This window comes from Aquisalinus luteolus (assembly GCF_009712425.2).
Taxonomy (GTDB): domain Bacteria; phylum Pseudomonadota; class Alphaproteobacteria; order Caulobacterales; family Parvularculaceae; genus Aquisalinus; species Aquisalinus luteolus.
In genome coordinates, this window is the sequence record NZ_VCJR02000004.1 from 48,036 (window position 1) to 71,401 (window position 23,366).

At 61.1% G+C, this 23,366-nt stretch carries 27 protein-coding genes and 1 other RNA gene; 17 read left to right on the plus strand and 11 right to left on the minus strand.

All coding sequences use genetic code 11. The annotated features are described in order from the left end of the window. Positions 1-148: 148 nt before the first annotated feature. The 6 genes from FF098_RS15265 to FF098_RS15290 all read right to left on the minus strand — a co-directional run bounded on the left by FF098_RS15265 (position 149) and on the right by FF098_RS15290 (position 6,018). On the minus strand, positions 149-1,207 hold the full coding sequence (locus FF098_RS15265; protein WP_155142159.1) for a GIN domain-containing protein: 1,059 nt from the start codon (positions 1,205-1,207) through the stop codon (positions 149-151). A gap of 140 nt (positions 1,208-1,347) precedes the next feature. Beyond that, positions 1,348-2,091, minus strand: a complete 744-nt coding sequence (locus FF098_RS15270; RefSeq protein ID WP_155142162.1) for a YebC/PmpR family DNA-binding transcriptional regulator — start codon at positions 2,089-2,091, stop codon at positions 1,348-1,350. Positions 2,092-2,194: 103 nt separating this feature from the next. Next, complete coding sequence (locus FF098_RS15275; RefSeq protein ID WP_155142164.1) at positions 2,195-3,610, minus strand: alkaline phosphatase PhoX; 1,416 nt, start codon at positions 3,608-3,610, stop codon at positions 2,195-2,197. A 79-nt stretch (positions 3,611-3,689) separates the two neighbouring features. Beyond that, positions 3,690-4,049, minus strand: coding sequence for a hypothetical protein (locus FF098_RS15280; RefSeq protein WP_155142167.1), 360 nt, complete (start codon positions 4,047-4,049; stop codon positions 3,690-3,692). 80 nt (positions 4,050-4,129) lie between these two features. Next, positions 4,130-5,071: a LysR family transcriptional regulator gene (locus FF098_RS15285; RefSeq protein WP_155142169.1), complete on the minus strand. Its 942-nt coding sequence runs from the start codon at positions 5,069-5,071 to the stop codon at positions 4,130-4,132. A gap of 122 nt (positions 5,072-5,193) precedes the next feature. Further along, positions 5,194-6,018, minus strand: coding sequence for a TIGR00282 family metallophosphoesterase (locus FF098_RS15290; RefSeq protein WP_155142171.1), 825 nt, complete (start codon positions 6,016-6,018; stop codon positions 5,194-5,196). Positions 6,019-6,158: 140 nt separating this feature from the next. Here FF098_RS15290 and FF098_RS15295 point away from each other — a divergent pair, with 140 nt between their 5' ends. After that, positions 6,159-7,934, plus strand: coding sequence for a DUF885 domain-containing protein (locus tag FF098_RS15295; protein WP_155142172.1), 1,776 nt, complete (start codon positions 6,159-6,161; stop codon positions 7,932-7,934). 2 nt (positions 7,935-7,936) lie between these two features. Then, entirely contained in the window at positions 7,937-8,506 is a 570-nt protein-coding gene (locus FF098_RS15300) for a hypothetical protein (RefSeq protein ID WP_155142175.1), read from the plus strand. A gap of 3 nt (positions 8,507-8,509) precedes the next feature. Here FF098_RS15300 and FF098_RS15305 read toward each other — a convergent pair whose 3' ends face one another. The 4 genes from FF098_RS15305 to FF098_RS15320 form a co-directional block, all read right to left on the minus strand. Next, the gene (locus FF098_RS15305) at positions 8,510-9,103 is read right to left on the minus strand and encodes a 5-formyltetrahydrofolate cyclo-ligase (RefSeq protein WP_155142177.1); all 594 of its coding nucleotides are present in this window, start codon (positions 9,101-9,103) and stop codon (positions 8,510-8,512) included. A gap of 15 nt (positions 9,104-9,118) precedes the next feature. Then, positions 9,119-9,273, minus strand: a non-coding RNA gene (ssrS, locus tag FF098_RS15310) — 6S RNA. 6 nt (positions 9,274-9,279) lie between these two features. Beyond that, a complete protein-coding gene (locus FF098_RS15315) occupies positions 9,280-9,612 on the minus strand; it encodes a cell division protein ZapA (RefSeq protein WP_155142180.1) in 333 nt (110 codons plus the stop codon). After that, positions 9,612-9,893 carry a hypothetical protein gene (locus FF098_RS15320; RefSeq protein ID WP_155142182.1) on the minus strand — a complete coding sequence of 94 codons (282 nt, stop codon included), beginning with the start codon at positions 9,891-9,893 and terminating at the stop codon, positions 9,612-9,614. Before FF098_RS15320 ends, FF098_RS15315 begins: the two co-directional genes overlap by 1 nt. A gap of 233 nt (positions 9,894-10,126) precedes the next feature. Here FF098_RS15320 and tkt point away from each other — a divergent pair, with 233 nt between their 5' ends. The 14 genes from tkt to FF098_RS15390 all read left to right on the plus strand — a co-directional run bounded on the left by tkt (position 10,127) and on the right by FF098_RS15390 (position 22,165). Then, positions 10,127-12,085 (plus strand): transketolase, encoded by a 1,959-nt coding sequence (gene tkt, locus FF098_RS15325; protein ID WP_155142382.1) that lies wholly within the window; start codon positions 10,127-10,129, stop codon positions 12,083-12,085. Positions 12,086-12,096: 11 nt separating this feature from the next. Beyond that, a complete protein-coding gene (gap, locus tag FF098_RS15330; RefSeq protein ID WP_155142184.1) occupies positions 12,097-13,104 on the plus strand; it encodes a type I glyceraldehyde-3-phosphate dehydrogenase in 1,008 nt (335 codons plus the stop codon). A 7-nt stretch (positions 13,105-13,111) separates the two neighbouring features. Continuing rightward, positions 13,112-13,552 (plus strand): hypothetical protein, encoded by a 441-nt coding sequence (locus FF098_RS15335; RefSeq protein ID WP_155142186.1) that lies wholly within the window; start codon positions 13,112-13,114, stop codon positions 13,550-13,552. Between the two features lie 99 nt (positions 13,553-13,651). Then, positions 13,652-14,848, plus strand: a complete 1,197-nt coding sequence (locus tag FF098_RS15340; protein ID WP_155142188.1) for a phosphoglycerate kinase — start codon at positions 13,652-13,654, stop codon at positions 14,846-14,848. A 292-nt stretch (positions 14,849-15,140) separates the two neighbouring features. Beyond that, on the plus strand, positions 15,141-16,034 hold the full coding sequence (locus FF098_RS15345) for a fructose bisphosphate aldolase (protein WP_155142190.1): 894 nt from the start codon (positions 15,141-15,143) through the stop codon (positions 16,032-16,034). A 20-nt stretch (positions 16,035-16,054) separates the two neighbouring features. Next, positions 16,055-16,453 (plus strand): MAPEG family protein, encoded by a 399-nt coding sequence (locus FF098_RS15350; RefSeq protein ID WP_155142193.1) that lies wholly within the window; start codon positions 16,055-16,057, stop codon positions 16,451-16,453. A gap of 45 nt (positions 16,454-16,498) precedes the next feature. Beyond that, positions 16,499-17,146 (plus strand): thiamine phosphate synthase, encoded by a 648-nt coding sequence (gene thiE, locus FF098_RS15355; RefSeq protein WP_155142195.1) that lies wholly within the window; start codon positions 16,499-16,501, stop codon positions 17,144-17,146. Positions 17,147-17,337: 191 nt separating this feature from the next. After that, positions 17,338-18,447, plus strand: coding sequence for a tetratricopeptide repeat protein (locus FF098_RS15360; protein ID WP_166426578.1), 1,110 nt, complete (start codon positions 17,338-17,340; stop codon positions 18,445-18,447). A 90-nt stretch (positions 18,448-18,537) separates the two neighbouring features. Then, positions 18,538-19,056: a crossover junction endodeoxyribonuclease RuvC gene (gene ruvC, locus FF098_RS15365; RefSeq protein WP_155142199.1), complete on the plus strand. Its 519-nt coding sequence runs from the start codon at positions 18,538-18,540 to the stop codon at positions 19,054-19,056. Next, complete coding sequence (gene ruvA / locus FF098_RS15370) at positions 19,053-19,712, plus strand: Holliday junction branch migration protein RuvA (RefSeq protein WP_155142201.1); 660 nt, start codon at positions 19,053-19,055, stop codon at positions 19,710-19,712. The genes ruvC and ruvA overlap by 4 nt, the downstream gene beginning before the upstream one ends. Positions 19,713-19,722: 10 nt before the next feature. Next, on the plus strand, positions 19,723-20,757 hold the full coding sequence (gene ruvB / locus FF098_RS15375) for a Holliday junction branch migration DNA helicase RuvB (RefSeq protein ID WP_308419385.1): 1,035 nt from the start codon (positions 19,723-19,725) through the stop codon (positions 20,755-20,757). Positions 20,758-20,797: 40 nt separating this feature from the next. After that, a complete protein-coding gene (locus tag FF098_RS15380) occupies positions 20,798-21,259 on the plus strand; it encodes a GFA family protein (protein ID WP_155142203.1) in 462 nt (153 codons plus the stop codon). Positions 21,260-21,267: 8 nt separating this feature from the next. Continuing rightward, on the plus strand, positions 21,268-21,744 hold the full coding sequence (locus FF098_RS15385) for an HD domain-containing protein (protein ID WP_166426579.1): 477 nt from the start codon (positions 21,268-21,270) through the stop codon (positions 21,742-21,744). Further along, entirely contained in the window at positions 21,737-22,165 is a 429-nt protein-coding gene (locus FF098_RS15390; protein ID WP_155142208.1) for a DUF3052 family protein, read from the plus strand. Before FF098_RS15385 ends, FF098_RS15390 begins: the two co-directional genes overlap by 8 nt. Here FF098_RS15390 and FF098_RS15395 read toward each other — a convergent pair. Beyond that, complete coding sequence (locus FF098_RS15395) at positions 22,162-22,764, minus strand: PH domain-containing protein (protein WP_155142210.1); 603 nt, start codon at positions 22,762-22,764, stop codon at positions 22,162-22,164. The genes FF098_RS15390 and FF098_RS15395 overlap by 4 nt on opposite strands. Positions 22,765-22,863: 99 nt before the next feature. Between FF098_RS15395 and ybgC the strand changes: the two genes are divergently transcribed. Continuing rightward, complete coding sequence (ybgC, locus tag FF098_RS15400; RefSeq protein ID WP_155142212.1) at positions 22,864-23,292, plus strand: tol-pal system-associated acyl-CoA thioesterase; 429 nt, start codon at positions 22,864-22,866, stop codon at positions 23,290-23,292. The last annotated feature ends 74 nt before the right edge of the window (positions 23,293-23,366 follow it).

Here is a 23,366-nt window from a genome sequence, read left to right on the forward strand (position 1 = left end):
AAAGGGATGGGAAACGTCCACTAATCAGCCGGACCTGCAGCGATACGCGCGGTCCGGCTTTTTCATGTCCGGGCACCGGTTTGAAGAACAGGATAATAAAAAAGCCGGGCGTTGAACCCGGCTTTTTATCTTTTCCTCTGGAGATCGATCAATCATCGATGACGATATTGCCGATGGTGATATCCCCTGAGCCACTGGTCGATACCTTGCCGGTATAATCGCGAATATAGACATCGCCCGACCCGCGGATGGAGACGCTGGGGTTGGAGGCAATGCCGCCAAAGTCCAGGTCGCCCGAGCCGCTGATATTGACCCGCATGTCGGCGGCATCGCCATCCTTGATGCTGACATCGCCATTGCCGACTATGTCGACTTCAGTCGGCCCGTTGATGGTGCCGACAGAGATATCGCCGGAGCCCCTGATCTTGACGGCGAGGCCACCGTTCACATTGCCAGCCTCGATATCACCGGAGCCTGCGATGTCGAAATCGGCGTTTGCCCCGATCTCGCCCAGGAAGACGTCGCCGGAGCCGCGGATATCGACCTCTGCCGGACCCTCGACGCGGCGCGCCGACACATCGCCGGACCCCGCGATGGAAATGTCGGCAGATCCCACCGTATCGAACTTCAGGCTGCCGGAACCGGCAATATTGCCGCTCATCTCGCCGGTGACATTGGCGAGGATCAGGTCACCCGCACCGGAAATATTGACATCGGCATTGGTCAGATTGCCGATCGTGCCTTCCATGTAGATCGTGCTTTCGATGGTTAGGTCGCTGTTCAGGTCACCAACCGTAACGAAGGCGGCGAGATCGTCGGCAACCAGGTCGGTACCGGCGGGCAGGGTGATCTGGATAACCGGATAATCGGTCAGGAAATTGCGGAAGGCCTTGCTGCCGTCGCGCTGCCAGTTCAGCTGTTTCCAGATTTTCTTGTGATCCGGTTCGTCGCGGCTGTAGACCCGAACGGTCGATCCGCGCTGTTCGACCAGCACAGGCTCCTTGCCACCATTGCGGTCATCGATGGTGACGCTCATGCCGTCGCCATCGCCGATGGTCACGCTGACCGTGCCGATGAAATCTTCGAGCATCAGTGTGTCGAACCCGCTGAAGTCGCTGCTTTTCACTTCCGCACTGGCCAGCCCCACGCTCAGCGCGGTTGCCAGGACGGTGCCAGCGATACCCGCTTTGAAATGACGATGGATCATTGGTCGTTCCTCCTTCGGAATTTTCCCTCTCAGGAAACAGTAAAGTAGCGGATTTTACCAGCAACTAAATTGTTAGTAACGCAGTATGTGAAAAAACCGGCCCCTGACGAAAAGGGCCGGTTTTCTCTAAATATCTGAAATCAGGCGTATTTCTCGATGTCTTCGTCCGAAATGTCGAAATTGGCGTAAACGTTCTGGACATCGTCGAGATCGTCGAGCGTATTGACCAGCTTGAACACCGTTCCTGCCTTTTCACCTTCGACGGGCACCAGGTTCTGGGGCCGCCAGATCAGCGCCGTGCCGTCGGCCTCGCCGAAGCGTTCTTCCAGCGCGCGGGAGACGTCGTTCAGGTCCTCGATGGCAGTGTAGATCTCGTGGCCGTCATCTGAGGAGACGACATCGTCGGCACCGGCCTCGATGGCGGCTTCCATCATTTCGTCTTCGGTGGCGACATCGCCGCCATAGCGGATCTGGCCGACCCGGTCGAAGCCGAAGGAGACAGCGCCCGTCTCACCCAGATTGCCGCCATTCTTGGAGAAGGTGGAGCGCACGTCGGAGGCTGTGCGGTTGCGGTTGTCGGTCAGCGCCTCGACGATGATGCCGACGCCTTCCGGCCCGAAGCCCTCATAGCGCACTTCTTCATAGTCATCGCCGCCGGCTTCGGCTGCCTTGTTGATCGCGCGTTCGATATTGTCCTTGGGCATGGACACCGCCTTGGCGTTGGCGACGGCCAGGCGCAGGCGCGGGTTCATGTCCGGGTCCGGCGTGCCCATCTTGGCCGCGACGGTGATTTCCTTCGACAGTTTGGAGAACATCTTGGATCGCTTGGCGTCCTGACGCCCTTTGCGATGCTGGATGTTTGCCCATTTAGAGTGACCGGCCATGACGATATATCCTGCTGATGGCTGAAAGCTTCGATAAAAGTTTCAGCCATTTAGCGCGGCTTGGTGACCGGTTCAAGGGTTTGAAGCGCGATCAGGCTTTCTGTCAGCCGTTTCTGATGGAGGCCCAGGGACCTGCGATCGCCAGCGTGATGCCCGGCTCCTGAATATTGACAAACAGGACGTCGCCATCCGGTGAGAAGCAGGCCCCGCAGAATTCCGACCCGTCCGGATGGGCATTGCGGGCGAGGTCATAGATCGTGCCATCCGGCGTTAGCCCGCGCAGATACTGGTCGCCTGCGCCATCCTCGCACAGGATCAGGTCACCCCATGGCGCGATGGCGAGGTTGTCGCACAGGTCAAGCGTGTCAGGGCCTGGGCTTTCATACAGCATCGTCAGTATGCCCGCAGAACCGTCGGCGCCGGGCCGGTAACGCCAGACCTGTCCGGTCCGCGCCGCGCCACCATTGGTGCAGTTAAAGAAGACATCGCCCGGGCTGTCGGGCGTCTGGCGGCCAAAGGCCATGCCTTCGCCGCGGGTAAAGCGTGCCGCGCCGGCGGCGAAACCCCGCTCGGCGAGATCGCCATCAGGTGCTTCCACATCCTCCATGTCCAGCCACTCGACCTCGTAATCCCGGCCTGTCTCGAACGACCCGGCACCGCCGCCGCCCCAGTCGCGTGGCCAGTTGCTGGTGTCGGCGGATTTCCAGCCCCTGATTGCCAGTGCCTGAAGCCTGCCGCCTTTTGCAAGCTCGCCCGGTTCATTCGGGATGAAGCGATAGAACAGGCCCTCTGAATTGTCCTCGGTCAGGTAAACGATGCCGTTGTCCGGGTCGACCGCCGCCGCCTCGTGGGTGAAGCGGCCCATCGCCGTCAGCGGGATGGCGTCGACCGGGCCGGTGGCGGAGGAGGGCACTTCGAAGACGAAACCATGGGGTTTGCCCGCACCATCGCCCCTCGTCACATCGGACTCCTCGCAGCTCAGCCAGCTGCCCCACGGCGTCGCGCCACCGGCACAATTGCCTGTGGTTCCGGCAAGGGCGAGCATGTCCTGTTCGATCTCACCCGACTTCATGTTGTAGACGGTCTTCGTCACGCCGCCTGTAAAGGGCCTGCCATCGGCCTTGCGGTCATAGAGCTGGGCAGCGGTCAGCCGGTCGGCAAGCGCCTCGTCCGGACCGAACGGGCTGCCATCCTCCGTGTCCGGCCAATTCTCGTGATTGCGCATCAGGATGCAGCGATCGGCGCTGTCCGGATCGGAAAAGCAGGCCATGCCATCCGGGCGGCCGGGGCGGAGCAGGCCGTCCGACATCACCCCGCCGGTGCGCGAGACGACGCGATAGGTAAAGCCTTCCGGCAGGTCGAGCAGGTTGTCGGGATCGGCGATCAGCGACAGCCCGGGGTTTGCGGAATAAGCCAGCGCCCCTTGCAGTAGAGGCAGGCCTGAATAGAAGAGCCCGGTCGCGCAGGCTGATCGCAACAGGGCTCTTCGTGAAAGCGCAATCGTGTTCCGGCTGGTCATGCAACGTCCTCCTCTGACGGGGAGGACGCTAGCGAGCAAGCCTGCGACCGGTCAACTTAAACTGGCTCGCGTGACAGCCTTAGCGGCTCGCGATTGCTTTGATGATGTAGACGGCGGAGACCAGGATGAAGAACACGCACAGGTAACCGACCAGCGCCATGCCGGTAAGTCCCATGAGATTGTTCCAGGCCAGAATGGTTTCTGATTCCCAGACATCGACATTGAAGCGACCCGGCGTCGACAGCCAGTTCCAGAGATAGGTGACTATCGCCAGCAGCACGGTGCTTTCCATGACGGCGCCGAAGATATTGCCGTAATTGCCCATGCGCAGGCCGGTGAAGACGCTGATCACCAGAATGGCGATCACCATGAAAATGTTGTTGAAGTCGAGCACCATGGAAATGGCGGTGCCGAGGTCGTTCAGAATTTGAGACAGCATGATAATCCCCTCCTTGTTCCGCTCCCCTTACACGGCAGGTTAACCATACGCTCCCGACATTACCAGATGTTCATAAAAAATTAACCATTCGCCCGCGATCCGGCATCCGGTTGCTTCGCCTTCTCGATCTGGCACCCCTTGGCCAAGGTCTCGGCGAGATGGTCGATCAGTACTCTCGTTCTGGCCGACAGGTGCCGCGTTGGCGGCCAGAGAAGGTGCAGGCCGACACTGCCCCAGTCGTGATCTGAAAAGAGGGAGATCAGCGACCCGAACCGAAGCGCATCTTCCACGATGAAGGAGGGTACGCGTAACAGTCCGAGGCCTTCCGCTGAGGCCTCCCGCATCATGTCGCCATTATTGCAGAGCATCGCCGATTTGATGCGAAACTTGATCTCCTGACCTGAAGGCGACTTGCACGACCAGTTCCCCGCAGTGGTATCGCCGGTATAGACCAGCCCCGGCAGCCCATCGAGGTCGGCAGGGGAATCAAGGGGACCGTATTTCTCGATGAAAGCGGGGCTTGCGACAAGTACGGTCGGAATATCCGTGATCTTCCTGCCGCGCAGGGAAGAATCCGGCAAATTCCCGATGCGGATGGCGAGGTCAAAGCCTTCCTGCACCAGGTCGACACGCCTGTCGGAAAGGTCGACATCGAGGGTGACCTGGGGGTGTCTGGTCATGAAATCGGATAGTCCGCCCGCCAGGTGTGACAGGCCGAAGGACAGGGGCGCAGCGATCTTGATCGATCCGGATATCTCGCCGCTGGCACGGGTGATCTCGTTATTGGCTTCCTCGACATCGCTGAGTATGCGCTCTGCATGGGCAAGATAGGCGCGGCCGGTTTCAGTCAGCGCCATCTGGCGGGTCGTGCGGTTCATCAGCTGCACACCAAGGCGGGCCTCGATATCCTTGAGGCGGCGAGAGACGGCGGACGGCGCGATATTCAGTCGGTCAGCAGCATGGGTGATGCCACCGGCGCGAACGATCTCTGTGAAGATTTCCATATCTTCGAGCTGGCCCATGCCTGTTTCCCCACTGACACTAAACGCGTGTAATCACACGTTATTCTTCGACTATTCCAATCTAGTCGAGCCCGTGGAAAAGGAAATACTTTATTCACCAAAACTGGTGATGTGGCCGACCACTAGCGTTCTACGGGTGCCGGCTGCTGCTCGATCAGGCGCCCGCCGACGCGGATCGGCTCGGCATGCACCGCCAGACCTGTCTTGTCATTGGTAACGACATACACCCCGCAGACCGTTCCCTCGCCGGAGGCGGGCTGCAGGCGATTACCCGGAAGCTTGGTGGTGAAGCGCGAGACAGGCCCGTCCTTTTCCATGCCGATGACGCTGTCATAGTCGCCGCACATGCCGGCATCACACTGGAAAGCCGTGCCGCGCGGGAAGATCTGCGTGTCGGCGGTGGGCACATGGGTGTGGGTGCCGACGACGAGGCTGACGCGGCCATCGAGATACTGGCCGAGGGAATATTTCTCCGATGAGGCCTCGGCATGCATGTCGACGATGATGGCGTCGGCCTCGCGGCCCAGCATCAGGCCTTCCATCTCCCGCTCCAGCGCCGGCACGGGATCGTCCATCGGGTTCATGAAGCGCTGGCCGTGCAGGTGGACGACAAGCACGCTGCGTCCGTCACGCGTATCATAGAGACCGGCACCGCGCCCGGGGTTGGAGGCGGGGAAGTTCGCCGGGCGCAGCAGGCGGCGTTCGCGGTCGAACATGTCGAGGCTGTCGCGCTGGTCATAGGCGTGGTTGCCGGTGGTGATCACGTCGGCGCCGAGGTCGAAGATTTCCTCGCAGATCGCCTCGGTCACGCCGAACCCGCCGGCGGCGTTCTCTGCGTTGACGACGATGAAATCGAGGGCGAGGCGGCGGCGCAGGCGCGGCAGGTGATCGGACAGGGCTTTCCGGCCGGACCGGCCCATCACATCACCGAAAAACGCTAGACGCATGTAGTCACAATTCCTGCAGCTTGGGATGGTCCGCTTATGCGAGCGATCAGGGGCGAACGCAAGCGCTGTGTTTGGCGCTCTGGCAAGCTTGACTTATGACCGAGGCCATACGCACGATTGCGCCCGAAGAGGAGACTTTCATGCCATCAACCCGGAAACCCCGTTCATTCGCCCTTTCCCTGAGCGCTGCTGTCGCTGCGCTGTGTGCCGCTGCGCCTGCGTTTGCGCAGGAGGCGGACGAAAGCTTCGAGGCGGTGATGGATGCCCACTGGCAATGGTATCTGGAACAGAGCCCGACCTATGCGACGATGCTGGGCGAGGATGTCGCCGGGGACGAGCTGGGCGATCCGTCGGTTGCTGCCTATGACGCGGCTGTTGAAGACAGGAAGGAATTCTTCGCCAAGCTCGAGGCTATCGATCCGGCAACCCTTAGCGAAGACAACCAGCTGAATTACGCGCTTCTGACACAGCAGCTGGAAGACGAGATCGAGGCCGGTGACTATGCGGGCAAATACATCCTCATCTCCAATCGCGGTGGGCCGCATCTCGACATGACCGGGCTGCCTGACCTGCTGCCTTTCTTCGACGCCGATGACTATACCTCTTACGTCACGCGGCTTGGCAAGATGGATGAGTATATCGAAACGGCGACGGAGACGATCCGTACCGGGATCGAGGGTGGCTGGACCCAGCCTTGTGCCTCGATGGAGGGTTATGAAGATTCCATCAGCACCCATATCGTCGATGATGTATCGGACAGTGTCTTCCTCGATCCTTTCGCGACGAAGCCCGCGACGATGGCGCAGGCGCGGTTCGATGAGCTGAAGGCAAAGGCAACCGGGATTGTCGAGGCGGAAATTATCCCGGCGATTGAAACGTTCGAGACCTTCTACATGGAAGAATATCAGCCGGCCTGCCGCACGATCGACGGCATTGGCTCGGTCGAAGGCGGGCAGGACTATTACGCCTATCTCGCCCGCAGCTTTACGACCACCGACGCGACGCCGGATGAAATCCACCAGACCGGCCTGTCGGAGGTCGCGCGCATTCGCGCCGAAATGGAGAAAGTGATCGAGGAGGCAGACTTCGACGGCACGTTCGAGGAGTGGCTCACTTTCCTGCGCACCGATCCGCAATTCTATCCGAAGACCGGCGAGGAACGGATGGTTGAGGCCGCCCGCATTGCCAAGAAAATGGATGGCGAGATGCCGAAACTCTTCGCCACCCTGCCGAGCCTGCCATACGGCCTGAAGGAAATCCCCCTCGATATCGCCGAAAAGACGACCACGGCCTATTACCAGCCGGGCGCGGGCGACGGCACCCGGGCTGGCTTCTATTTCGTCAATACGACCAAGCTCGACACGCGGCCGCTGTATGAGCTGGAGGCGCTGACCCTGCACGAGGCGGTGCCGGGTCACCATCACCAGATCGCGCTCGCCCAGCAGCTCGACATGCCGCCGTTCAGGCGCTTTACGTTCTTCACGGCGTTTGTCGAAGGCTGGGGGCTCTATGCCGAAAGCCTTGGCGAGGAAGCGGGTTTCTATGAAACGCCGTATACGAAGTTCGGTCAGCTCTCCTACGAGATGTGGCGGGCCTGCCGCCTCGTCGTTGATACCGGCATTCACGCCAAGGGCTGGACCCGCCAGCAGGCAATCGACTTCATGGCGGAGAACTCCGCGCTGTCGATGAACAACATCACCACCGAGGTCGACCGCTACATCACCTGGCCGGGCCAGGCGCTCGCCTACAAGACTGGTGAGTTGAAGATCACGGAATTGCGTGCGCTGGCCGAGGAAGAACTGGGCGAGGATTTCGACATCCGCCTGTTCCACGACGCCGTGCTGGAAAATGGCGGCGTGCCGCTGTCAGTGCTGGAAGATCACATCAAGGCGTGGATCGAAGAGCAGAAGGGGTAGCGATGTACTGCATTGGCAGGTTGTTGATTGTCTTTTTCTCTTTAGGTGCCCTGACATCGGGTTGCCTCATGAATGGCGTCAAGGAAATTAATCCGGCCAAAGCGCGTGTTTCTGAAGACAGGACCATTCTTGTTGTGGGTGTGCAGACAGAACCAGCGGATCAGCCGGGATATATTTATTTTACACAGTACGATCTGGAGAAGGGCTTTATCACAGGCAATTGCTCTTCCTGGAACCGCATTCGCGAAACAGTCGCGCCGACGAATGATACGATAATCCGTGCCTACTCTGCGCCTGCGGGCTTCTATGCAACATCCTTCAGGGAAGAAATAGATGCAGGTACAAGGCCGGTATCACGCGAAGTAAGTCTCGCGTTCAATGCTCCAGCCGGGAGCGTCGTTTACCTTGGTGATTACATTACAACTAGCGAGGCCGGATCAGTGTCCGGACGTCGGGAGTCGAATCCTGAAAGGGCGAAAAAGGTACTGGAGCCAGAAATGGCTGCAAACATGATCACTGCAGAACCTGTCCCTATAAAGGGCGGTGTGATCGTACCGATTTGCACACCCTGAATTCTACCGCACCTTGATCGCTTCGCGTTCCGTCACGATCCAGTCGAGCGGCTGGTCGTGGCGGTCGACGGGAAATTTCTCCATCTCCTGATCGGCATAGGCATAGCCAACGGCGAGGACATTCCGTTCACGGCGCAATTGCTGCAGCGTGCGGTCATAATAACCGCCGCCCATGCCGAGACGCCCGCCATCGCGGCGGAAGGCCAGCAAGGGCACGATCAACAGGTCCGGATGACACACGGGCGCAGTGGCAGCGGGGGCCATAATGCCATAGGGCCCTTTTTCCAGCGGCATTTCCGGCGTGTAGGCACGAAAGATCAGCGGCTTGTTGGTATTGGCGACTACGGGCAGGCAGACGGTCTTGCCCTCTGTCTGCAATTCCTCGACCAGCGGCCAGGTATGAAGCTCCGTGCCCGCAGGATAATAGACGGCGATGCACTTGCGATTGGCGAAGGGAACGGAAGCGATGAAATGGGTTGCGGCCTGGCGGGCGGCGTGGGGGCGGCGGAGATGGGCATCCTCTCGCGCCTTTTTCGCGTTCAGGCGATAGATGTCCTTTCCAAACGGGTCCGGCAGAAAGTCAGTCAGCTTCGGCATTGGTCCCCGCAGAAATAAAGTGCCGCCCTGGCCGTTGGATTTGCGTTCGCCCTGGACCCGATGGACCAGGTGGGCGCCGCGTGCACCGGACCACGGCCCGGGCAGAGGTAGCTCCCATTTGAGAATTTAAGGCCCCGGGGAAAGTATCCTGACGGGCCGGGCAGCGATCTCGATATCTAGGCGCTTGTCGAGGGTTCTTCAAGCCTCTCGGCGATTTCGTGAACACGGTCGGTCACAGACTTGATGATCTCGGCCGCGCCCTTTTCGCTGGTCAGGCCGGATTCATCCTCCAGGTCGCGGATCAGCAATTGCGCCTCTTTCAGTTCGTCGCAGACGGTCAGACCGGCGAGCAGCATGAGGCGGGAATCGGCGATATTGCCGATCTGGGCGGCGAGGCGACTGACATGCCCGTCGAAATAATTGGCCAGTTCCTTCAGCCGGTCTTCCTGGCCGTCATCGCAGGTGACATTGTAGTTCTGGCCATTGATCGAGATCGTCACCTGTCCCATTAATCGTCCTCTTCGGGGTCACTGTTACTGTCACTGGTCGTGTCGTCGGCGCTAACCTTCTGGCTCTCGTCCTCATCGAGGAGGGAGCGCAGATCGTCGATAACCGAGGCAAGGTCGAGCGCCGCCTTGCCGGCATATTTCTGGGCCGACCCCGCCTGGTCGCGCATATTCGACAGCGTTTCCGTCTGGTCGGCGAGGGTCAGGGAACGGCGTTCTACCTTGGCGCTCAGATCATCGAGCGCCACTTTCAGATCGCGAACTGAACTTTCCAGTGTGGCCATGGGCAGAACCTCTTGTTTTAAGAGACCTTATCTGTCCGGCACCGCTCCTGTCCAGCACTGAACTCTGACACCGCTAACAATCGATTTCGGAGTAGTTTAGCGCTAACATCAGGGTTGAAAATTCGCCCAGTCAGGTGCAAGAGAAGCGGCATCAGACAAGCTGACCTTCAAGGCCCGCCACATAGAGAGGGGACCCATCCGTGACCGACTTTTCTCCCGAACTGCAAAAACGCATGTCCGCCGCCATCGCCACCCTGTCGATGGATGCCGTAGAACAGGCCAATTCCGGTCACCCGGGCATGCCGATGGGTATGGCGGATGTCGCCACGACACTGTTCACCCGCTTTTTGAAGTTCGACGCGACGGCCCCCGACTGGCCGGACCGCGACCGCTTCGTCCTGTCCGCCGGGCACGGCTCGATGCTGATCTACTCGCTCAGCTATCTGAACGGCTATCCGGGCATGACCATTGATGACCTGAAGAATTTCCGCCAGCTCGGCTCCAAAACCGCCGGCCACCCGGAATATGGCCACGTGCCGGGCGTCGAGACCACAACGGGTCCGCTCGGCCAGGGCTTCGGCAACGCCGTCGGCATGGCGATCGCAGAGGCACACTGTCGCGCGCGCTATGGCGAGGATATCTGCAACCACTACACCTACACCATCGCCGGCGATGGCTGCCTGATGGAAGGCATCAGCCAGGAGGCCCTGTCGCTTGCCGGTCACCTGAAACTGAACAAGCTGATCGTCTTGTGGGATGACAACAACATCACCATCGACGGCGCGGTCTCCATGGCCGACTCGACCGACCAGTTGAAGCGTTTCGAGGCGTCGGGCTGGGACGTCACCCGCGTCGACGGCCACGACATGGATGCCGTCGCGAAAGCCATAGAGGCCGCGCAGAAATCCGACAAGCCGTCATTGATCGCCTGCAAGACCGTCATTGGCAAGGGCGCCAACAAGAAAGCCGGCACCAAATCCGCTCACGGTGCACCGCTGGGCGCCGAGGAAATCGAGTTTGCCCGCAAGAGCCTCGACTGGGCCCACGAGCCGTTCGACATTCCCTCCGACGTGTTCGACGCCTGGCAGCAGAACGGCAAGAAGGGCGCTGCCGCCCGTGGCGAGTGGGACGCGCGTATGGCGAAGTCCGACAAGGCCGCGGAGTACAAGAAAGCGCTCGCCGGCGATGTGAAGGACGATCTGCGAAGCGCAATCTCGCAATACGTCTCCGGCCTGATCGCAGAGCCGAAGAAAGTCGCCACTCGCAAGGCGTCAGAAATGGCGCTGGAAGTCATCAACGAGGCAATCCCGTTCACCCTCGGCGGTTCTGCCGACCTGACCGGCTCGAACAACACCAAGACCTCGCAGACGGTGGCCCTGACGGCGGAAGACCCGACCGGCCGCTATGTCCATTACGGCATCCGCGAGCACGGCATGGCCGCGATGATGAACGGCATGGCGCTGCATGGCGGGGTGATCCCGTATTCAGGTGGCTTCCTGATCTTCTCTGACTATTGCCGTCCATCCCTGCGCCTTGCCGCGCTGATGGGTATCCGCGTCATTCACGTGCTGACCCATGACTCCATCGGCCTTGGCGAAGACGGCCCGACCCACCAGCCCGTCGAGCACATGTCCGCGCTGCGAGCGATCCCGAACTTCTACATGTTCCGCCCCTGCGACGTGGTCGAAACGGCGGAATGCTGGGAAGTCGCGCTGAACATGACCGACAAGCCGAGCGGCCTGGCTCTCACCCGTCAGGGCCTGACCCAGCTGCGCACCGAGATGGCCGAAGGCAATCCCTGCGAGAAGGGTGGCTATATCCTGTCCGGCGGCAAGAAGCGCGACATCACGCTGATTGCGTCCGGCTCCGAGGTCGAACTGGCGATGGAGGCGAAAGCCGAGCTGGAAAAGGATGGCGTCACCGCCGCCGTCGTCTCCGTGCCGTGTCTCGACCTGTTCATGGACCAGGATGAGTCCTATATAGCAGACGTATTGGGGGATGGTCCCCGCGTGGTTGCCGAGGCCGGCATCCAGCAGAGCTGGGACCGCATCATCTATACCGCAGGCAAGGGCAAGGGTGCCTTTGTCGGCATGACCGGCTTTGGCGCCAGCGGCAAGGGCGAGGAGTTGTTCGAGCATTTCGGCATCACAAGCGCCGCCATCGCCGCCAAGGCAAAAGAATTATTGTCGTAAGGAGAGACAGAATGACACTTCGTGTAGCCATCAATGGCTTCGGCCGTATCGGGCGCCTCGCACTGCGCTCCATGATCGAGAACAAGCGCGAGGGCATCGAGGTCGTCGCGATCAACGACCTTGGCCCTGTCGAGACCAATGCCCACCTGCTGCGCTATGACTCCGTACACGGCGTCTTCCCGTATGAGGTGAAGACCACCGAAGACACGATCGACGCCGGCACCGGCCCGATCAAGGTGCTGTCCGAGCGCAACCCGGCCGACCTGCCATGGGGTGAGATGGGCGTCGACATCGTGTTTGAATGCACCGGCATCTTCACTGCCCGCGAAAAGGCCATGATGCACCTGGAAGCGGGCGCCAAGCGCGTGCTCGTCTCCGCACCGGCCTCCGGCGCGGACAAGACCATCGTCTACGGCGTCAACCACAACGTCCTGACCGAGACTGACATGATCGTCTCCAACGCATCGTGCACGACCAACTGCCTTGCACCGATCGCCAAGGTGCTGCACGACACGGTCGGCATCGAGCGCGGTTACATGACGACGATCCACTCTTACACCGGCGACCAGCCGACGCTGGATACCATGCACAAGGACCTCTATCGCGCCCGCGCTGCCGGCCTGTCGATGATCCCGACCTCGACCGGTGCCGCGAAAGCCGTCGGCCTCGTCCTGCCGGACCTGAACGGCAAGCTCGACGGTTCCTCGATCCGCGTTCCGACCCCGAACGTTTCTGTCGTCGACCTTGTCTGCACGCCGAAGCGCGATACGACCGTCGAAGAGGTCAACGCCGCGATGAAGGAAGCGTCCGAAGGCGCGATGAAGGGCATCCTTGGCTATACCGAGGCACCGCTGGTCTCGTCCGACTTCAACCACAACCCGCATTCCTCGACCTTCGCTGCCCCGCAGACGCAGATCCTGGAAGGCAAGCTCGTCCGTGTGCTGAGCTGGTACGATAATGAGTGGGGCTTCTCCACCCGCATGACCGATACCGCCCTCGCCATGGCGAAGTTCCTGTAGGAACCATATGAAACGCATCCTCCCCTTCATCCTTCTGGCCTTGGCCGCCTGTGGCGGAGGGGAGGAGCCTTCTTCTGATCAACTACCTGATCCTGCTGCCGACCCTGCCGCTGGCGGTATCCGCCCGGCGGATGGCGTCTATCCGTTCCAGGGGCTCTGGGCGAACGACTTCACCGATTGCTCGCTTGCGCCCGGCACCTCGGACGCAGCGCCGCTGCAGATCGAGGGGCGCACCATCACCGGCCTCGAAAACACCTGCTACATGTTCGAGCTCTCTGCCATCGACGATCAGATGAGCCGCTACGAAGCAGGCCTGCGCTGCACCGGCGAGGGCGATCCCTATGAGGAAGTCGTCGAGATAGAGGTCAATGGCGACACGATGACGAAGATCTCCCCGCAGGGAACTGTCACCTGGACCCGGTGTCCGGTTGATGATGCTGGCCAGTAAGCCGACGTCGTACCTTTTGCAGCCCTTTCCTTCCGCCTACACGCGGTCTACACCAGTGCCAACGCCCCTTAACCGATCCCGATCAATGGAGACGCGACCATGAGCTACAAGACCATCAGTGATTTCAAGGAACTTGCCGGCAAGCGCGTCCTTGTCCGGGTCGATTTCAATGTGCCGATGAACGACAAGGGCGGGATCACCGATGTTACGCGCATCGAACGGGCCCTGCCGACGATCCGTGCCCTGATCGACCGCAGCGCCAAGGTCGTGCTGCTGTCCCATTTCGGCCGCCCTAAAGGCGAGCGGGTCAAGTCCATGTCGCTGGAGCCGGTTGCCAAGAAGCTGCAAGAAATCATGCGCGAGCGTGTCTATTTCGGCGCCGACTGCATCGGCAGCGAAGCCAAGGCCGCTGTCTCCGCCGCCGGGGCAGGCGATATCGTGGTGCTGGAAAACACCCGCTTTCACAAGGGCGAGGAAGCCAACGATCCGGACTTCGTCAAGGCGCTGGCCGAAAATGGCGATCTCTATGTAAACGATGCCTTTTCCGCCGCACACCGCGCCCATGCCTCGACCGAGGGGCTGGCGCATCTGCTGCCGTCCGCCGCTGGCAAGGCAATGGAAAAAGAACTCGATTACCTGACCCAGGCGCTGGCCGCGCCAACCCCGCCGATGATGGCCGTCGTCGGTGGCGCGAAGGTCTCCACCAAGCTCGACGTGCTGACCAACCTGATCGACAAGGCGCAATATGTCGTCGTCGGCGGCGGCATGGCCAACACGTTCCTGCTCGCCATGGGCATGGATGTCGGCAAGTCGCTGGCAGAGCCGGACCTCGTCGGTACGGCGAAGGAGATCATGTCAAAGGCGGGCAATTCCGGTTGCGAGATCATCCTGCCGAAGGATGTCGTGGTCGCGAAGGAGTTCAAGGCCGGCGCGAAATCGGAAGTGAAAGCGGCCGATAGTGTTGCGGCTGACGAGATGGTCCTCGACCTCGGGCCGGACAGTGTCGATCACATCGCCGAAATCCTCGAGAAGTGTAAGACGCTGGTCTGGAACGGTCCGCTCGGCGCGTTCGAGACCGAGCCGTTCCATGTCGCGACGGTCGAAGCGTCCAAATTCGCGGCGAAGCTGGCGAAAGAAGGCAAGCTCGTCGCCGTCGCCGGCGGCGGGGACACGGTCTCCGCGCTGAACATGGCGGGCGTCGTCGATGACTTCACTTATGTCTCGACCGCTGGCGGCGCATTCCTGGAATGGATGGAAGGCAAGGTCCTGCCGGGCGTCAAGGCGCTTGAGGCCTGAGCCTGCGCCCAACCCCCTGACGCTCCGTAAGCCAATAATCTCACTATAGCGCTAACATCGAAGTTTGTAGCGCTAACACTCGCTTTTATGCAGCGCGCGCTATGGTGCACTGCGATATCCTTCAGTTAGACTACCCTCAAGCGGCCGCGTCGGTATCGACGAAAAGAGCTGCCCGGACCTGATAACTGGAGAGAGTGAATGGAGACGATCCTGACTTGCGGTGCCCGGGGCGCCGCTCACGCCGGTGCGCGTGTTTCATTGAACCCTGAAAATTCTGTATGCGGAGGCCGTCATGAGCAAGTCTGACATGGCCACCCAGATGGCCGAGAAGGGCGGCTTTATCGCCGCGCTGGACCAGTCCGGCGGTTCGACACCGAAAGCGCTGAAGGGCTATGGCCTCGAAGAGGGTGCCTATGCCAATGACGAGGAAATGTTCGCGCTGATGCACGAGATGCGGGCGCGGATCATCAAGTCGCCTGCTTTCACCGGCGAGAAAGTGATCGGCGCAATCCTGTTCGAGCGCACCATGGATGGCGAGATCGATGGCACCCCGACCGCTCAATATTTATGGGAACAGTGCAACGTTGTGCCCTTCCTAAAGGTCGACAAGGGGCTTGAGGAGGCGAAGGACGGCGTCAAGCTGATGAAGCCAATCCCCGGGCTCGATGCCCTGTGCGAGCGGGCCGTCGCCAAGGGTATCTTCGGCACCAAGATGCGCTCCGTCGTCGATGCCGCGAACCGGGACGGCATCGCCGCCATCGTCGCCCAGCAATTCGAGGTGGGGGAGCAGATCCGGGAGCATGGCCTGATGCCGATCCTCGAGCCGGAAGTCACCATCACCATCGCCGACAAGGCCGAGGCGGAAGATATACTTCTCGAAGAGATTTCAAATCATCTCAATGCCTTGCCGGAGAATACTCAGGTAATGCTGAAGCTGTCGCTGCCAAGCAAGGCAAATCACTACCGTTCCCTGATTGAGCACCCGAAGGTGATGCGCGTCGTCGCCCTGTCCGGTGGCTATTCCCGCGACGAGGCGAACGAGAAGCTGGCGCAGAACACCGGCATGATCGCATCCTTTTCCCGGGGCCTGACCGAGGGGCTGTCGGCACAACAGTCGGACGAGGAATTCAATGTCATGCTCAAGGCAGCGATTGACTCGATCTGTGAAGCCTCCAAAGCTGGCTGAGTGCTGCTGACGGAGACTTCATGCTGACCCAGATAGACCGCGACCTCATCCTGTGGCCGGTTGCGGTCCATCTGGCACTGATCGTGTTCCTCTATGCGTGGCTATCACTCATCCGAAAGTACCAGCGCGAGGGCCGGGATGTGAAAGCGCTGGAGGTGCGGGTCAGCGCCAACCTCTCCAACCAGTTCGAGGCCCCGGTGCTGTTCTATGCCTTGGTCGCCATGTTGTGGGCTGGCGACATGGTGAATAGCGTTTATTTCATTCTCGCCTGGGCCTTCACCGCCGGGCGGCTCTGGCACTTCTATGTCGCGACACTATCGACAGACATCATCCGCCGCGGACTGATCTTCACCATCAACTTCCTTGCGATCTTTTCCATGTGGGCGCTGTTCCTGTTCCAGCGGCTGATCCTCACCTGAGCGTAAGCCCTTGCGCCACAATGCAATTGCGCCTTAATCAGTGTCATGACCGACTGCCAGCTCTACCTCATCACGCCGCCGGCGATCGACGATGTCGATGCCTTTGCGAGCCTCTATGCCGATGTGCTCGCCGCCGGGGCTGACACGCCAGCGCAGATCGCCTGTCTCCAGTTGCGGCTGAAGGATGTGCCGGACGAGGCAGTCCTGCGCGCTGCTGACGCCTTGCTGCCGCTATGCCAGCGTTTCGATGTGGCGTTTCTGATCAACGACCATCCGCACCTCGCCAGGAAGGCCGGCGCAGACGGCGTTCATATCGGCCAGAGCGACACCCCCTATGACGAGGCGCGCAAGATCCTCGGGCCGGATGCCAGCATTGGCGTGACCTGTCACAACTCCACCCATCTGGCGATGGAGGCGGGCGAGGCGGGGGCGGACTATGTCGCGTTTGGCGCGTTCTATCCCACCGGCACGAAGCAGGTCGTGCATCGGGCCGAGCCGGATATTCTCGATTTCTGGTCGAAGGCGACGACCGTGCCCTGCGTCGCCATTGGCGGCATCACGCCGGACAATGCCGCGCCGCTGATCGAGGCTGGCGCTGACTTCATTGCCGTCTCCGGCGCTGTCTGGAACGCGCCCGACGGCCCCGTCGCGGCCATGGGTCGCTTCGCCGCTGTGCTCGGCAACAAGCGTTAACCGCGCATTAACGCTTGAGGCATTGATTGCCATGGTGTGGCTATCCTTTTGCCCCTGAATCATGAGCATGTGTGGCGTATATGCGTAAAAGCCTGACATATCTGACGCTGTTGCCATTCAGCTTGGTCATTGCGGTTCCTGCCGCAGGTGCCGTTCAGGCTGTGCCGCTTCAAGGTGGGAATGGGCAATCCGTGACGCAGGCAAGCTCCCTGCGCCCGGCGCTCGAGGCCTATCGCGCGAAGAACTATGAAGAAGCCCGCAGGCTCGCCGCGCCGCTCGTCGCCATGGATGACCCGGACGCCCAATTCCTGATGGCGCAGCTGAACGAGAAGGGGCTCGGTGGCCCGCAGGACAAGCCTGCCGCGCGCAATCTCTATGTCAAATCCGCCATGGCTGGGCACCCGTTCGCGCAATACGCGCTGGGTGAACTGGCCTTCAAGGGCGACGGCGTCCAGCAGAACTATAACCGCGCCGCCGGCTGGTATGCCAAGGCGGCCGAGTCCGGCCACACCCTCGCCATGGTCCGCCTCGGCTATCTCTATTCCACTGGTCAGGGCGTGCCGGAGGATGCCAATCGCGCTACCGAGCTGTTCGAGCAGGCCGCAGAGGTAGGCGAGCCCGCCGCGCAATATCATCTCGGCCTTGCCTATCTCACCGGAACCGGCAAGCCGCACAGCTACGCCCAGGCCGCAAACTGGTTCGAAAAGGCCGCCGAACAGGGCGATGCCGACAGCCAGTACAATCTCGCGCTCATCCTCGAAGCCGGGCTTGGCATCGACAGCGATCCGGAACGTGCCGTCTATTGGCTGAAACAGGCAGCGGCGCAGGGCCTCTTGCCTGCCTACACCTCGCTTGGCCTGCTCGCCTATAACGGCAAGGGCATGCCGCAATCCTCGAAGGAAGCCGCCGACTGGTTCCAGAAAGCGGCAGAGGGCGGCGATGCCGAAGGCCAGTTCCTCTATGCCGTCGCGCTGGCAGAAGGCACAGGCAGGCCGCAGGATCTCGCAAGGGCGCTTAACTGGGCGGAGAAATCCGTCGCCTCATCGGCAGGCGAGCCGCAGGAGGTCGTTGCCGAGCGCACCGGCCTGCGTGACCAACTGGAAGAAATGCTGATCGCCCAGCGCACCGTGCGCCCGCAGCCCAGAAACCAGACTTACGCCTCGCAAACGCCAGCTACCGAGACGACTGTCCGGGCCCAGTCTCAGGAGACACGCGTTGCCTCCGTCGAACCTGAAAAGGTCGAAGAACCGGAAGAAGACGAGGAAGACGACAAGCCCAAGCGCCGCAAGCTGCGCGACTGATCGTCCCCCAATTCAGGCGCAAACCTCGGCTTTTTGCAAAAGATCGCGCAAAGTGTTCGCCTTGTGTTCGAACTCCCCTATGCTGGTCCCATGAGTGAAATGATTCGAATTCTGGGCATCGATCCGGCGCTGCGCTCTGCCGGCTGGGGCGTGATCGAGGCCGATGCCGCAGGGCGGCTCGCCTTCGTCGCGGCGGGGGAGATAAAGCCCGACCCGAAGCTTGAGATGGGCGCGCGTCTCGCCTGCCTGCATGCTGACCTGATGGCGATCCTCGCAGAATTCCGCCCGGCCATGGCCGCCGTGGAAGAGACCTTCGTCAACGCCAATCCGCGCTCTGCCCTGATGCTGGGGCAGGCCCGTGGCGTCTGCCTGCTGGCCCCGGCCAGTGCTGGCCTGCCGGTCGCCGAATATCCCGCCAACTCAATCAAGAAGGCGGTGACCGGCGTCGGCCATGCCGACAAGCGCCAGGTGCAGGCGATGATCCGTGTGCTGTTGCCCAAGGCCGGCAAGCAGGGCGCGGACGCTGCCGACGCACTCGCTGTCGCCATCTGCCATTCCCATCACGCCGCTGCGGCCGGCGTCAGTGCGCAGGCACGGAGGTCCGCATGATCGGTCATCTGAAAGGCACGGTGCTCAGCGTATCCACCGAGACGGCGATCATCGACGTCCACGGCGTCGGCTACGAAGTGAACGGCACCGCCCGCATGCTCGACCGGTTGCAGCCGGGCGAGGCGGCGAGTCTGTCCATCGACACGGTGGTGCGCGAGGATTTCATCCGGCTCTATGGCTTTGCCAGCGAGGCGGAGCGTCATTGCTTCCGCCTGCTCCAGACCGTCAATGGCGTCGGTGCCAAGGCCGCGCTGGCGATCCTGCAGGTGCTCGACCCGGCTGGCCTGCTCGATGCCATATCCGTTGGCGACGATGCTGCCGTGGCGCGGGCGCAGGGCGTCGGCAAGAAAATCGCAACACGGATCGTCACCGAGCTGTCGGGCAAGGCGCCGGACCTGATGGCGGTGGTCGCGGGCAATGCCGGTCTCGCCAAGACATTGGCGGGCAAGGGCGGCAAGGCCCCGGCTGAAGCTGCTGCGACACCACCGGCAGCCGCCCCGACCGGTGCGAAAGCCGACGCCATCTCAGCACTCGGCAATCTCGGTTATGACCCGACAATCGCCAGGCAGGCCGTAACCCGGGCGGCCACTGATAATCCGCAGGCGGACGTTCAGGCGCTGATAAAGGCCGCCCTGAAGGAACTGGCAACGACATGAAGGTTGGCGCATGAGCAACACGATGCCAGAGGACAGGATCATCGATGGCGAGCGCAGGCCGGAAGACGCGGATGCGGCTCTGCGGCCCAAACGGCTGTCTGACTTCGTCGGCCAGCGCCAGGCCAAGGACAATCTGTCCGTCTTCGTCGAAGCCGCCGCCCGGCGCGGCCAGGCAATGGACCACGTTCTCTTCCATGGCCCACCCGGCCTCGGCAAGACCACGCTCGCCCATATCGTTGCCAATGAGCTGGGCGTGAATTTCCGCGCCACCTCCGGCCCGGTCATCACCAAGGCGGGCGATCTCGCAGCGCTGCTGACAAACCTTGAAGAAAAAGACGTCCTCTTCATCGACGAGATTCATCGGCTGACCCCTGCGGTGGAGGAAGTGCTCTATCCGGCGATGGAGGATTTCGAGCTTGATTTGTTGATCGGGGAGGGGCCGTCCGCCCGCTCGGTCAAGATCGACCTGCCTCGTTTCACCCTGATCGGCGCGACGACGCGGTCGGGCCTTCTGTCCAAGCCACTGCTTGACCGCTTCGGTATCCCTGTCCGGCTCGATTTCTATGACGAGAAAGAACTTACACAGATCGTCACCCGCGGTGCCGGCAAGCTGGGCGCGGAGATGGCTGAGGAAGGCGCGCGGGAAATCGCCCGTCGCTCACGTGGCACGCCGCGGGTCGCCGGGCGCCTGTTGCGCCGGGTCTGCGATGTCGCGCTGGTCGAGGATGCCTCGATCATTGACCGCAATGTCTCCGACCGCGCCCTGACGCGGTTGGAGGTCGACACGCTCGGCCTCGACGTGCTCGATCGGCGCTATCTTCGTCTGATTGCGGAGCATTTCGGCGGCGGCCCGGTCGGTGTCGAAACCATCGCCGCATCGCTCGCCGAGGCCCGCGATGCGGTCGAGGATGTCATCGAACCTTTTCTCTTGCAGCAAGGCCTGATCCAGCGCACCCCGCGCGGCCGCCTGCTCGCGCCCCGCGCATGGGCCCATCTTGGCCTGCAGGCACCGAAGTCCGCCGGGCAGGATTTGTTCGGGAAGTAGTGTGAAGAAACAGAGTTCGTCGCAATCATGGGAGAGAGCCATGGATGGTGGATGTTTTTGCGGGCAGGTGCGTTACCGACTGCTCGAGAAGCCGATGTTCGTGAACTGCTGCCATTGCAGCGACTGCCAGTGCCAGACGGGCGGTGCCTTCGCTATCAACGCCATCATCGAGACTGCGAATGTGGAAATACTGGACGGTACACCGGTGCCGCAGGCGATGCCGACCTCCAGCGGCAGGCCGCACATTGTCTGGCGGTGTGAGACTTGCCAGACCGCCTTGTGGAGCGATTACGGCGCACGCGAGGTGATGATCTTCGTTCGTGTACAGACGCTGGACAAGCGTCACACGATCAAGCCCGACGCCCATATCTTTATCCGCTCGAAAGTGCCATGGGTGACGATCCCTGACGACCAGCCTGCCTTCGAAATCTTCTATGACCTTCCGACCCAATGGTCGGCGGAAAGCCTCGCTCGGCGCGAGGCCCTGAATCTGGTACGGTGATGAATAACGTGAGCATCAAAACCATCACCCGTGCCTATGTTTTCGCTGCCGAGCGCCATGAAGGCCAGGCGGATGAGGGCGGTGTGCCGTATCTCTGGCATGTGCTCGATGTCGCCCGCCGCGCCCGACCCCTCGGCGCGGACTACGAGATCGTCGCCGTATTGCATGACACGGTCGAGAAGACGGACACGTCACTTGACGAGATTGAGGCCGCCTTCGGCAAGACGATCCGCGACGGTGTCGATGCCATGAGCAAGCGGGACGGGGATGATTTCTTTGCAGACTACATGCCCCGGGTCCTGGCCAATGACCTTGCCCGCGCAGTGAAATATTGCGATGCCAGCGATAACCTGTCCGGCGTCGATGCGATCCCCGATCCTGAGACCCGGGCCAGGAAGGAAGCGAAATACCGCAAGGCGCTGGTAATGCTGGAAGAAGTATTGCCGCCGGAAACGGTGGAAACGATCAGGAGCGTTTATGGCTGAGGCAGGCTATTCCGGCACACCCTTGCTGAAGAAGCTCGGCTATCGCCACGGCCAGCGGGCATTGCTGATGAATGTGCCCGAGACCCTGCCGCAATTGTCCGGGTACGATGGGTTTGCCGCACGCAAGCTGGTCAAGACGTGGCGCGGCCTGTCCGGCGGGCCGTTCGACCTGATCCATGTCTTCGTCACCCGCGCCGACAAGCTGCAGGTCTATATGGCGATCATGCGCGACCAGCTGTCGCAAGATGGCATGATCTGGCTGAGCTGGCCAAAAAAGACGTCAGGTGTCGAGACGACTGTGAACGAACAAGTCGCCCGTACTACAGCGCTGGAAAACGGGCTGGTCGATATCAAGAAATGCGCTGTCGATAAAGTCTGGTCCGGGCTCAAACTGGTGATCCCCGTGAAGGACAGGTATTAGCGGGCAGGCGGCGCAGTCCGTGTCGCAATGAGGGGTTTATGTCCTGCTGCCGGACGGGGCGATGGCCGGGAGGCCTGCCGGGTGTGCGGGCCAAGCGGGACGTTGAAATGCGTATTTGCGCTCTGGCCTTCGACACCAGCTCCGGGAGGTACGGTGAATTCGTCATCATGGTCGATCCGCACCTTCGGATTGCGCGCATGGGCGATAGCCTCGGAGAGCACACGGCGGAAGGCGACAGGACGTGCTATCGGCGGTGTTGTAATCTCGCCTTCACCGGAGCCATGCATTTCCAGCGTGCCGAAGTTGAATATCTGTCCGATCAGGCTCTGGCGCACCTCGACCTGTTCGACGCTGGCAAGGCCCAGCTCCATAGTGCGCTTGTTGAACAGCCCGCGCTTTATCAGCACCCGCTGGGAAGTCACGCCGACTTCGGTGACCGAAAAATGGATCTGCATGCGCGCCCAGATATAGATGCCGATGAGGAACCAGCCGAGCGTGAACAGGGCAATCCATGACAGGGCATGGTACGGCCACGGGAAATTGCCTTCAGCCAGCAATTGTTCCTCGTGGGTAAGGCTCTGGCGCACGTAGCTGGTCATAGTCTGCTTCCCTCCGGGCGTGCCGACCGTCCTCGGCTTGCCATTGGCCGGCAAATACCGGATCACTCCACAAACATAATTAAGGAAGGGCGGTTCCCCATGCCAGCGGCCAACCCATATGCCATCGAAGTCAGGGTCTATTATGAAGATACAGACTTTTCCGGCGTTGTTTATCACGCCAATTACCTGAAATTCTTCGAGCGCGGCCGGACTGAAGCGCTGCGTGAGACAGGCATCGGCCATGCGGCGCTGCTGGAAGGCGAGGAGAAGCTGGCCTTTACCGCCCGGCGCATGAGTGTCGAGTTCATACGCCCGGCCCACATCGACGATCTCCTGCAGGTGCGCAGCACTGTTAACGCCGCAAAAGGCGCAAGGCTCTGGTTTAAGCAGGAAATCTGGCGCGGCGAGGAACAGCTTGCATCGGCGGAAGTAGAGATAGCCTGTATCTCCCTCGATGGCAGGCCACGCCGCCTGTCGGCCGAGTTGATGGAGAGAATTGCCCCGGCAGGAAAAGACGATCAGCCCTGACCCGGCATTAACCGATTATTCACCATGGATTAAATCATTGTCAGGCGGGCCGTAGAGGCTGCCGTCTGCCTTAT

Excerpts from the sequence above, each read along its gene's own strand:
- FF098_RS15315 (WP_155142180.1), bottom strand. The coding sequence starts at position 9,612 with ATGGGACAGGTGACGATCTCGATCAATGGCCAGAACTACAATGTCACC.
- ruvB (WP_308419385.1), top strand. The coding sequence starts at position 19,723 with ATGAGCAACACGATGCCAGAGGACAGGATCATCGATGGCGAGCGCAGG.
- FF098_RS15395 (WP_155142210.1), bottom strand. The coding sequence starts at position 22,764 with ATGACCAGCTACGTGCGCCAGAGCCTTACCCACGAGGAACAATTGCTG.
- FF098_RS15270 (WP_155142162.1), bottom strand. The coding sequence starts at position 2,091 with ATGGCCGGTCACTCTAAATGGGCAAACATCCAGCATCGCAAAGGGCGT.
- FF098_RS15320 (WP_155142182.1), bottom strand. The coding sequence starts at position 9,893 with ATGGCCACACTGGAAAGTTCAGTTCGCGATCTGAAAGTGGCGCTCGAT.
- FF098_RS15295 (WP_155142172.1), top strand. The coding sequence starts at position 6,159 with ATGCCATCAACCCGGAAACCCCGTTCATTCGCCCTTTCCCTGAGCGCT.
- FF098_RS15305 (WP_155142177.1), bottom strand. The coding sequence starts at position 9,103 with ATGCCGAAGCTGACTGACTTTCTGCCGGACCCGTTTGGAAAGGACATC.
- gap (WP_155142184.1), top strand. The coding sequence starts at position 12,097 with ATGACACTTCGTGTAGCCATCAATGGCTTCGGCCGTATCGGGCGCCTC.
- FF098_RS15340 (WP_155142188.1), top strand. The coding sequence starts at position 13,652 with ATGAGCTACAAGACCATCAGTGATTTCAAGGAACTTGCCGGCAAGCGC.
- FF098_RS15300 (WP_155142175.1), top strand. The coding sequence starts at position 7,937 with ATGTACTGCATTGGCAGGTTGTTGATTGTCTTTTTCTCTTTAGGTGCC.
- thiE (WP_155142195.1), top strand. The coding sequence starts at position 16,499 with ATGACCGACTGCCAGCTCTACCTCATCACGCCGCCGGCGATCGACGAT.
- FF098_RS15345 (WP_155142190.1), top strand. The coding sequence starts at position 15,141 with ATGAGCAAGTCTGACATGGCCACCCAGATGGCCGAGAAGGGCGGCTTT.
- FF098_RS15380 (WP_155142203.1), top strand. The coding sequence starts at position 20,798 with ATGGATGGTGGATGTTTTTGCGGGCAGGTGCGTTACCGACTGCTCGAG.
- FF098_RS15335 (WP_155142186.1), top strand. The coding sequence starts at position 13,112 with ATGAAACGCATCCTCCCCTTCATCCTTCTGGCCTTGGCCGCCTGTGGC.
- FF098_RS15280 (WP_155142167.1), bottom strand. The coding sequence starts at position 4,049 with ATGCTGTCTCAAATTCTGAACGACCTCGGCACCGCCATTTCCATGGTG.
- ybgC (WP_155142212.1), top strand. The coding sequence starts at position 22,864 with ATGCCAGCGGCCAACCCATATGCCATCGAAGTCAGGGTCTATTATGAA.
- ruvC (WP_155142199.1), top strand. The coding sequence starts at position 18,538 with ATGAGTGAAATGATTCGAATTCTGGGCATCGATCCGGCGCTGCGCTCT.
- FF098_RS15390 (WP_155142208.1), top strand. The coding sequence starts at position 21,737 with ATGGCTGAGGCAGGCTATTCCGGCACACCCTTGCTGAAGAAGCTCGGC.
- FF098_RS15350 (WP_155142193.1), top strand. The coding sequence starts at position 16,055 with ATGCTGACCCAGATAGACCGCGACCTCATCCTGTGGCCGGTTGCGGTC.
- FF098_RS15290 (WP_155142171.1), bottom strand. The coding sequence starts at position 6,018 with ATGCGTCTAGCGTTTTTCGGTGATGTGATGGGCCGGTCCGGCCGGAAA.
- FF098_RS15275 (WP_155142164.1), bottom strand. The coding sequence starts at position 3,610 with ATGACCAGCCGGAACACGATTGCGCTTTCACGAAGAGCCCTGTTGCGA.
- ruvA (WP_155142201.1), top strand. The coding sequence starts at position 19,053 with ATGATCGGTCATCTGAAAGGCACGGTGCTCAGCGTATCCACCGAGACG.
- FF098_RS15285 (WP_155142169.1), bottom strand. The coding sequence starts at position 5,071 with ATGGGCCAGCTCGAAGATATGGAAATCTTCACAGAGATCGTTCGCGCC.
- FF098_RS15265 (WP_155142159.1), bottom strand. The coding sequence starts at position 1,207 with ATGATCCATCGTCATTTCAAAGCGGGTATCGCTGGCACCGTCCTGGCA.
- tkt (WP_155142382.1), top strand. The coding sequence starts at position 10,127 with ATGTCCGCCGCCATCGCCACCCTGTCGATGGATGCCGTAGAACAGGCC.